This is a genomic window from Pseudescherichia sp., assembly GCF_031998825.1.
Taxonomy (GTDB): domain Bacteria; phylum Pseudomonadota; class Gammaproteobacteria; order Enterobacterales; family Enterobacteriaceae; genus Pseudescherichia.
Genome location: NZ_DAMACX010000081.1, coordinates 1 through 9,334, shown reverse-complemented (window position 1 = coordinate 9,334; position 9,334 = coordinate 1). Strand labels below are relative to the sequence as shown.

The 9,334-nt window shown below is 60.3% G+C and carries 7 protein-coding genes; all 7 read left to right on the top strand.

Annotated elements, in window-relative coordinates:
- The first annotated feature begins 87 nt into the window (after positions 1–87).
- Positions 88–1,131: a rod shape-determining protein MreB gene (gene mreB, locus RTP97_RS20585; RefSeq protein ID WP_006818047.1), complete on the top strand. Its 1,044-nt coding sequence runs from the start codon at positions 88–90 to the stop codon at positions 1,129–1,131.
- A 68-nt stretch (positions 1,132–1,199) separates the two neighbouring features.
- Positions 1,200–2,195 (top strand): rod shape-determining protein MreC, encoded by a 996-nt coding sequence (gene mreC, locus RTP97_RS20580; protein WP_312416924.1) that lies wholly within the window; start codon positions 1,200–1,202, stop codon positions 2,193–2,195.
- Positions 2,195–2,683 carry a rod shape-determining protein MreD gene (mreD, locus tag RTP97_RS20575; RefSeq protein ID WP_042390004.1) on the top strand — a complete coding sequence of 163 codons (489 nt, stop codon included), beginning with the start codon at positions 2,195–2,197 and terminating at the stop codon, positions 2,681–2,683. The genes mreC and mreD overlap by 1 nt, the downstream gene beginning before the upstream one ends.
- A 9-nt stretch (positions 2,684–2,692) precedes the next feature.
- Positions 2,693–3,286 (top strand): nucleoside triphosphate pyrophosphatase, encoded by a 594-nt coding sequence (locus RTP97_RS20570; RefSeq protein WP_312416922.1) that lies wholly within the window; start codon positions 2,693–2,695, stop codon positions 3,284–3,286.
- Entirely contained in the window at positions 3,276–4,745 is a 1,470-nt protein-coding gene (rng, locus tag RTP97_RS20565; RefSeq protein WP_312416921.1) for a ribonuclease G, read from the top strand. Before RTP97_RS20570 ends, rng begins: the two co-directional genes overlap by 11 nt.
- 58 nt (positions 4,746–4,803) lie before the next feature.
- Complete coding sequence (gene yhdP, locus RTP97_RS20560) at positions 4,804–8,604, top strand: AsmA2 domain-containing protein YhdP (RefSeq protein WP_312416920.1); 3,801 nt, start codon at positions 4,804–4,806, stop codon at positions 8,602–8,604.
- Positions 8,605–8,694: 90 nt separating this feature from the next.
- The coding region (locus RTP97_RS20555; RefSeq protein WP_312416918.1) for a PmbA/TldA family metallopeptidase at positions 8,695–9,334 on the top strand (640 nt) is incomplete at its 3' end.

The window sequence follows — 9,334 nt, the reverse complement described above, 5'->3', positions numbered from 1 at the left end:
GATTTTTGCGCCTTGTCGCTGCTGCGTGTGGTTGGTAAAGTAAGCGGATTTTGTTTTCCGCCCCAGCTTTCAGGATTATCCCTTAGTATGTTGAAAAAATTTCGTGGCATGTTTTCCAATGACTTGTCCATTGACCTGGGTACTGCGAATACCCTGATTTATGTAAAAGGACAAGGCATCGTATTGAATGAGCCTTCCGTGGTGGCTATTCGTCAGGATCGTGCCGGTTCTCCGAAAAGCGTCGCTGCTGTAGGCCATGAAGCTAAGCAGATGCTGGGCCGTACCCCTGGCAATATCGCGGCTATCCGCCCGATGAAAGACGGCGTGATCGCTGACTTCTTCGTCACGGAAAAGATGCTGCAGCACTTCATCAAGCAGGTGCATAGCAACAGCTTCATGCGTCCAAGCCCGCGCGTGCTGGTCTGTGTGCCGGTGGGTGCGACCCAGGTTGAACGCCGCGCCATCCGTGAATCCGCGCAGGGCGCTGGTGCCCGCGAAGTCTTCCTGATTGAAGAGCCGATGGCGGCCGCAATCGGTGCTGGCCTGCCGGTATCCGAAGCGACCGGCTCCATGGTGGTGGATATCGGTGGTGGTACGACCGAAGTGGCAGTGATCTCCCTGAACGGCGTGGTCTACTCCTCCTCCGTGCGTATCGGCGGCGACCGTTTCGACGAGGCCATCATCAATTATGTGCGTCGTAACTACGGCTCCCTGATCGGTGAAGCGACCGCTGAGCGTATCAAACACGAAATCGGCTCTGCCTATCCGGGCGATGAAGTGCGCGAAATCGAAGTCCGTGGCCGTAACCTGGCCGAGGGCGTGCCGCGCGGCTTTACCCTGAACTCTAACGAAATCCTTGAAGCGCTGCAGGAGCCGCTGACCGGCATCGTGAGCGCGGTGATGGTGGCCCTGGAACAGTGCCCGCCGGAGCTGGCGTCCGATATCTCCGAGCGCGGTATGGTCCTGACCGGTGGTGGCGCGCTGCTGCGTAACCTTGACCGTCTGCTGATGGAAGAGACAGGCATTCCTGTCGTAGTTGCAGAAGATCCACTGACCTGCGTAGCCCGTGGCGGCGGCAAGGCGTTGGAAATGATCGACATGCACGGCGGCGACTTGTTCAGCGAAGAGTAGTCCGCATTGGATCGGGGGGAACGCAGATGTTGTCCCCGATCTATCCGGCCTGAGAAGACGCATAGCCTATGAAGCCCATTTTTAGCCGTGGCCCGTCGCTACAGATTCGCCTGATCCTGGCGGTGCTGGTTGCGCTTGGTGTCATTATCGCCGACAGCCGCCTCGGTACGTTCAGCCAGATCAGAACGTACATGGATACCGCCGTCAGTCCTTTCTACTTTGTCTCAAATGGTCCCCGTGAACTGCTCGACAGCGTGTCGCAAACTCTGGCCTCGCGCGATCAGCTTGAGCTGGAAAACCGGGCGCTGCGCCAGGAGCTGCTGCTGAAAAACAGCGAGCTGCTGATGCTGGGACAGTACAAACAGGAGAACGCGCGCCTGCGCGAGCTGCTGGGCTCACCCCTGCGTCAGGATGAGCAAAAAATGGTTACCCAGGTCATCTCAACGGTCAACGATCCCTACAGCGATCAGGTGGTGATCGACAAGGGCAGCGTAAACGGCGTCTATGAAGGCCAGCCGGTGATCAGCGATAAAGGCGTCGTTGGCCAAGTGGTGGCGGTAGCCAAGCTCACCAGCCGCGTGCTGCTGATCTGCGACGCGACCCATGCGCTGCCGATCCAGGTGCTGCGTAACGATATCCGCGTGATTGCGGCCGGTAACGGCTGTACTGACGATCTCCAGCTTGAGCATCTGCCTGCGAATACCGATATTCGCGTCGGCGACGTGCTGGTGACGTCTGGCCTCGGCGGACGTTTCCCGGAAGGGTATCCGGTGGGCGTTGTCTCCTCTGTGAAGCTCGACACCCAGCGTGCCTATACGGTTATCCAGGCGCGTCCGATGGCGGGTCTCCAGCGTCTGCGCTACCTGCTGCTGCTGTGGGGAGCCGATCGCAACGGCGCGAATCCGATGACCCCGGAAGAGGTACACCGCGTGGCCAACGAGCGGCTGATGCAGATGATGCCACAGGTGCTGCCTGCGCCGAATTCGATGGGCCCGCCTGCGCCCGCCCCTGAGCCTGCCACCAGCCTTGACACGCCGGCGCAGCCTCTATCCGGGGGGCAATAGTGGCGAGCTATCGTAGCCAGGGACGCTGGGTCATTTGGCTCTCGTTCCTCATTGCGCTGTTGCTGCAAATCATGCCCTGGCCGGATAACATTCTTGTTTTCCGGCCAAACTGGGTGCTGCTTATTCTGCTCTACTGGATCCTCGCCCTGCCACACCGCGTAAATGTCGGTACAGGCTTAATGATGGGTGCCATACTGGATCTCATCAGCGGCTCAACGCTTGGCGTCCGCGCCCTGTCGCTCAGCATCATCGCTTACCTTGTTGCCCTGAAATACCAGCTCTTCCGTAACCTGGCGCTCTGGCAGCAGGCGCTGGTGGTGATGCTGCTGTCGCTGGCGGCGAATATCATTGTTTTCTGGGCCGAGTTTTTAGTCATCAACGTGTCGTTCCGCCCGGAAGTATTCTGGAGCAGCATTGTTGACGGCGTGCTCTGGCCCTGGCTCTTCCTGCTGATGCGTAAAATTCGCCAGCAGTTTGCGGTGCAATAAAAGGTACTTATGATCGATCTCTATCTCGCTTCCGGTTCGCCACGTCGCCAGGAGCTGCTTACCCAGCTCGGCGTCTCCTTTGAGCGCATTATTCCGGGCGTGGAGGAGCAGCGCCACGTTCAGGAGAGCGCGCAGCAGTACGTGGTGCGCCTGGCGCGGGAGAAAGCTCAGGCTGGGGTAGCGCTGGCTGCGCAGGACCTGCCGGTGCTGGGAGCTGATACGATTGTCATCGTCAACGGTGAAGTGCTTGAAAAGCCGCGAGATACCCACCATGCTGCTGCAATGCTGCGCCAGCTTTCGGGGCATACCCACCAGGTGATGACCGCCGTCGCGCTGGCTGACAGCCAGCGGGTGCTGGAGCGCCTTGTGGTCACCGATGTTACCTTTAAGGTGCTTGCCGAGAGCGAAATTGCCGCTTACATTGCCAGCAGCGAACCAATGGATAAAGCAGGTGCGTATGGTATCCAGGGGCTGGGCGGCTGCTTTGTCCGCCGCATCAACGGTAGCTACTATGCTGTTGTCGGCCTGCCGCTGGTGGAGACCGGTGAACTGATAAGCGATTTTAACGCACTGCGTGAGGGAAGAGATAAACATGACGGCTGAATTGCTGGTGAACGTAACGCCATCCGAGACGCGCGTTGCCTATATTGATGGTGGCATCCTGCAGGAGATCCACATCGAGCGCGAAGCGCGGCGCGGTATCGTCGGCAATATCTACAAAGGGCGCGTGAGCCGGGTCCTGCCGGGCATGCAGGCGGCTTTTGTAGATATTGGTCTCGATAAGGCTGCTTTCCTCCACGCCTCCGATATCATGCCTCACACCGAGTGCGTAGCCGGTGAAGAGCAGAAGAACTTCACCGTTCGCGACATCTCCGAGCTGGTGCGCCAGGGCCAGGATCTGATGGTGCAGGTCGTCAAGGATCCGCTGGGCACCAAAGGCGCACGTCTGACTACCGATATCACGCTACCCTCACGCTACCTGGTCTTTATGCCGGGTGCTTCTCACGTGGGCGTCTCCCAGCGCATTGAGAGCGAAAGCGAGCGCGAGCGGCTGAAGAAGATCGTTGCGGAGTACTGCGACGAGCAGGGCGGCTTTATCATCCGAACGGCGGCGGAAGGGGTATGCGAAGAGGATCTCGCCTCGGATGCGGCCTACCTGAAGCGCGTCTGGACCAAGGTGATGGAGCGTAAAAAACGTCCCCAGACCCGCTACCAGATGTACGGCGAGCTGGCTCTGGCCCAGCGGGTGCTGCGCGACTTCGCCGATGCCCAGCTTGACCGCATCCGCGTCGACTCGCGCCTGACCTTTGAAGCGCTGCTGGAGTTTACCGCCGAGTACATTCCAGAGATGACCAGCAAGCTAGAGCACTACAGCGGACGCCAGCCGATCTTCGATCTCTTTGACGTCGAGAACGAGATCCAGCGCGCGCTGGAGCGCAAGGTAGAGCTGAAGTCCGGCGGCTATCTGATTATCGATCAGACCGAGGCGATGACCACCGTTGATATCAACACCGGCGCGTTTGTAGGCCATCGCAACCTCGACGACACCATCTTCAATACCAATATTGAAGCGACCCAGGCGATTGCCCGTCAGCTGCGCCTGCGTAACCTCGGCGGCATTATCATTATCGACTTTATCGACATGAGTAATGAGGATCACCGCCGCCGGGTGCTGCACTCTCTGGAGCAGGCCCTGAGCAAGGATCGGGTCAAAACCGGCATCAACGGCTTCTCACAGCTTGGCCTGGTGGAGATGACGCGCAAACGCACCCGGGAGAGCGTTGAGCACGTTCTCTGCAACGAGTGCCCAACCTGTCACGGACGCGGGACGGTAAAAACGGTTGAGACCGTCTGCTATGAGATCATGCGTGAGGTTGTTCGTGTGCACCACGCCTACGATTCCGATCGATTCTTAGTCTATGCTTCTCCTGCGGTGGCCGAAGCGCTGAAAAGCGATGAGTCCCATGCGCTGGCAGAAGTTGAAATCTTTGTTGGCAAACAGGTAAAAGTACAAATTGAGCCGCTCTATAACCAGGAGCAGTTCGACGTGGTAATGATGTAATTACGCAGCATGCTGCGACACGATCAAGGCCTGTTTTTTGGCTGACAAGGAGAGATGCGTGAGGCGACTGCCTGGGATACTGCTGCTGACTGCCGCGACGTTGATTGTCATCGTCGCGCTGCTGGTGAGCGGACTGCGTCTTGTGCTGCCGCATCTCAATAGCTGGCGTCCCGCGCTGCTGACAAAGATTGAGTCGGCCACGGGCATGCCGGTCAACGCCAGCTACATTCAGGCCAGCTGGCAGAACTTTGGTCCGCAGGTTGAGGTGCGCGATATTAGCGCTGGCCTGAGCGACGGCGGCGAGTTCTCGGTTAAGCGCGTTACCCTGGCGCTGGACGTCTGGCAAAGCCTGCTGCATCTGCGCTGGCAGTTTCGCGATCTCACCTTCTACCGCCTGCGCATCTACACCAATACCCCGCTACAGCAGGGCGACAACGAGCAGGGCTTCGAAGGCAATCGTCTCAGCGATCTCTTTCTGCGCCAGTTTGACCACTTCGATCTGCGCGACAGCGAGATCAGCTTTTTAACGCCCTCCGGCCAGCGGGCTGAACTGGCGATCCCTCAGCTCACCTGGCTTAACGACAGCGCACGCCACCGGGCCGAAGGGCAGGTGAGCCTCTCCAGCCTGACCGGCCAGCACGGCGTGATGCAGGTGCGGATGGATCTGCGGGATGATAACGGCCTGCTTAATAACGGACGCCTGTGGCTACAGGCGGATGACGTCGACGTTAAGCCGTGGCTGGGGAAATGGATGCAGGACAATATTGCCCTGGATAGCGCCCGCTTCAGCCTTGAGGGATGGGTGACGCTGAGCAAGGGAGAGTTTGCCAGCGGCGACGTGTGGCTGAAAAAGGGCGGCGCGAGCTGGCAGGGCGATGCAAAACCGCACCGCCTGAGCGTGGATAACCTGACGGCGCACGTCACCCGCGCAGAGGGTGGCTGGCAGTTTGCTATCCCCTCTACCCGCGTCACGCTGGATAATAAACCCTGGCCGCAGGGGGCGCTGACCCTGGCGTGGATCCCCGAGCAGCAGGTGGGCGGGGCAGACAACACCCGGAGCGATGAGCTGCGGATTCGCGCCAATCACCTTGAGCTAAGCGGACTGGACGGCCTGCAGCCGATTGCCGAAAAGCTCTCGCCCGCACTGGGTGAGATCTGGCGGGCAATGCAGCCTGCCGGGCAGATTGAGCAGCTGGCGCTGGATATTCCCCTTCAGTCCACGGAGAAAACGCGATTCCAGGCCAGCTGGCAGGATCTCTCCTGGCAGCAGTGGAAGCTGCTGCCAGGCGTACAGCATCTGGCCGGGACCCTGAGCGGCAGCGCAGAGAACGGACGACTGACGGCCGAGGTCACTCAGGCCACCATGCCCTATAAGACGGTTTTCCGCGCCCCGCTGGAGATCAAAAAAGGCGTTGCCACCCTCAACTGGCTGAAAAACAGTGATGGCTTCCAGCTGGATGGCCACCAGATTGACGTTGAAGCGACTGGCGTGCATGCCCGGGGTGACTTCCGCTATCTCAAGCCCACCAACGACGAGCCGTGGCTGGGGATCCTCGCCGGGATCAGCACCAGCGATGCCGGGCAGGCGTGGCGCTATTTCCCGGAAAACCTGATGGGCAAAGCGCTGGTGGACTACCTGAGCGGCGCCATCCAGGGCGGCCAGGTGGATAACGCCACGCTGGTCTACGGCGGCAACCCGCATCTCTTCCCCTACAAGCACAACGAAGGGCAGTTTGAAGTCCTGGTGCCGCTGCATAATGCCACCTACGCCTTCCAACCCGGCTGGCCAGCGCTGAAGGGTTTCGATATCGAGCTGGACTTCCTCAACGACGGTCTGTTTATGAAGAGCGATGAGGTCAGCCTCGGCGGGGTGAAGGGGCGTAACCTGGCGGCGGCGATCCCCGACTACCGGGAAGAGAAGCTGCTGATCGACGCTGATATCAACGGCCCGGGTAAAGAGGTAGGGCCATACTTCAACGAGACGCCTCTAAAGGACTCCCTCGGCGCGACCCTGGAGGAGCTTCAGCTTAGTGGAGATGTGAGCGCTCGCTTACATCTCGATATCCCGCTGGATGGCGAGATGACCACCGCCAAAGGCGAGGTGAAGCTGCGGGATAACAGCCTGTTTATCAAGCCGCTGAACAGCACCCTGCACAAGCTTAACGGCAACTTTAGCTTTGTGAACGGCAACCTGCAGAGCGAGCCGCTGACCGCCAGCTGGTTCAACCAGCCGCTCAACGTCAACTTCTCCACCACCGAAGGTAAAAAGGCCTACGAGGTGGCGATCGACATGAATGCCAACTGGCAGCCCGCCCGCACCGGGGTGCTGCCGAAACAGGTCAACGACACCCTCAGCGGCAGCGTGGCGTGGAACGGCAAGGTCGGTATTGAGCTGCCCTACAACGCAGGCGCGCACTACAACGTGGATATTAAAGGCGACCTGAAGAACCTCGCCAGCCGACTCCCCTCGCCGCTGAATAAACCGGCGGGCCAGCCGCTGCCGGTGAAGCTAAACGTGACAGGCAACCTGCGCAGTTTCGATCTAACCGGGGCGGCGGGCAGCGATAACCACTTCAATAGCCGCTGGCTGCTTAACCAGAAGCTGACTCTGGACCGCGCTATCTGGGCCTCGGAGAGCCAGACTATTCCGCCGCTGCCCGCGCAGAAGGGCGTCGAGTTGAATCTGCCCCCGCTGGACGGGGCGCAGTGGCTGGGACTCTTCCAGCAGGGTGTGGTCAGCAACGTCAGCAGCGCCACGGCCTTCCCGGAAGCGATCGCTCTGCGTACCCCGGCGCTGACCCTCGGCGGACAGCAGTGGAACAACGTTAGCCTGGAGACGCAGCCCGTGGCGGGCGGCACGAAGGTTGACGTCCAGGGACGGGAGATCGCGGCGACGCTGATGATGGCGGACAACCGCCCCTGGACCGCCGCCATTCGCTACCTCTACTACAACCCGACGCCGGTGACCAGCGAGCCGCTGTCGCCAAATGCACTGCTGACCGGCAAGACGCGGATCGATTTCAGCGGCTGGCCCGATCTCCAGCTGCGCTGCGCCGAGTGCTGGCTGTGGGGACAGAAATATGGCCGTATTGAGGGTGATTTCAATATTAAGGGCGATACGCTCTCGCTGGCCAATGGCCTGGTGGATAGCGGCTTTGCCCGCCTGACCGCCGACGGCGAGTGGGTTAACCGCAGCAGTGCGGAGCGCACCTCAATTAAGGGCAAGCTGCGGGCGGATAAGATTGATTCGGCCACGGAGTTCTTTGGCGTCACGACCCCGATGCGTGATGCGCCGGTAGATATTGACTATGACCTGCACTGGCGTGATACCCCGTGGCAGCCGGACGAGGCCTCCCTTAACGGCGTGCTGCATACCCGCCTCGGCAAGGGCGAGATCGCCGACGTCAGCACCGGCCGGGCCGGGCAGCTGCTGCGCCTGCTGAGCTTTGACGCTCTGCTGCGCAAGCTGCGCTTTGACTTCAGCGACACCTTTAGCGAAGGCTTCTACTTTGACTCCATCCGCAGCACGGCGTGGATCAAGGATGGCGTTCTGCATACCGACGATACGCTGGTGGACGGTCTCGAGGCGGATATCGCCATGAAGGGCTCGGTTAACCTGGTGCGTCGGGAGCTGGACGTCGAGGCCGTCGTCGCGCCGGAGATCTCCGCCACCGTCGGCGTTGCGGCCGCGTTCGCCGTTAACCCGATCGTGGGTGCGGCGGTGTTTGCCGCCAGCAAGGTGCTGGGTCCGCTGTGGAGCAAGGTCTCTATTCTGCGCTACCACATCAGCGGGCCGATGGATAAACCGCAAATCAACGAAGTGCTGCGCCAGCCGCGCACCCCGCCTGCGAAGAAATAGCAATGATTTGACGAGTTGAGCGAATTGCCTCACTCTCAATAGATATAAATTTTTAACCGCCCCGCGCGGCAACCTGAGAGTAGCAAAACGATGAGTTTGAACCTGGTTAGTGAACAATTACTCGCGGCAAACGGCCTGAGCCATCAGGATCTGTTTTCCATCCTCGGCCAGCTGGCCGAGCGCCGTCTCGACTACGGCGACCTCTATTTCCAGTCGAGCTATCACGAATCCTGGGTTTTAGAAGATAACATCATTAAGGATGGCTCTTACCATATCGACCAGGGCGTAGGCGTACGCGCCGTCAGCGGCGAGAAGACCGGCTTTGCCTATGCCGATCAGATCAGCCTGCTGGCCCTCGAGCAGAGCGCCCAGGCGGCACGAACCATCGTCCGCGACGCTGGCGATGGCCGGGTGCAGACCCTCGGTGCGGTTGAGCATAGCGCGCTCTACACCAGCGTCGATCCGCTCCAGAGCATGAGCCGGGAAGAGAAGCTGGACATCCTGCGCCGGGTCAACAACGTGGCCCGTGCCGCCGACAAGCGCGTGCAGGAGGTGACTGCCAGCCTGACCGGCGTCTATGAGCTGATCCTCGTTGCGGCCACCGACGGCACCCTGGCAGCGGACGTTCGCCCGCTGGTGCGCCTGTCGGTCAGCGTGCAGGTGGAAGATGAGGGTAAACGCGAGCGCGGCTCCAGCGGCGGCGGCGGTCGTTTTGGCTATGAGTGGTTCC

Bases quoted from the DNA above. Each gene is read 5' to 3' on its own strand.
- RTP97_RS20570 (WP_312416922.1), top strand. From the start codon at position 2,693: ATGATCGATCTCTATCTCGCTTCCGGTTCGCCACGTCGCCAGGAGCTG.
- rng (WP_312416921.1), top strand. From the start codon at position 3,276: ATGACGGCTGAATTGCTGGTGAACGTAACGCCATCCGAGACGCGCGTT.
- mreB (WP_006818047.1), top strand. From the start codon at position 88: ATGTTGAAAAAATTTCGTGGCATGTTTTCCAATGACTTGTCCATTGAC.
- mreC (WP_312416924.1), top strand. From the start codon at position 1,200: ATGAAGCCCATTTTTAGCCGTGGCCCGTCGCTACAGATTCGCCTGATC.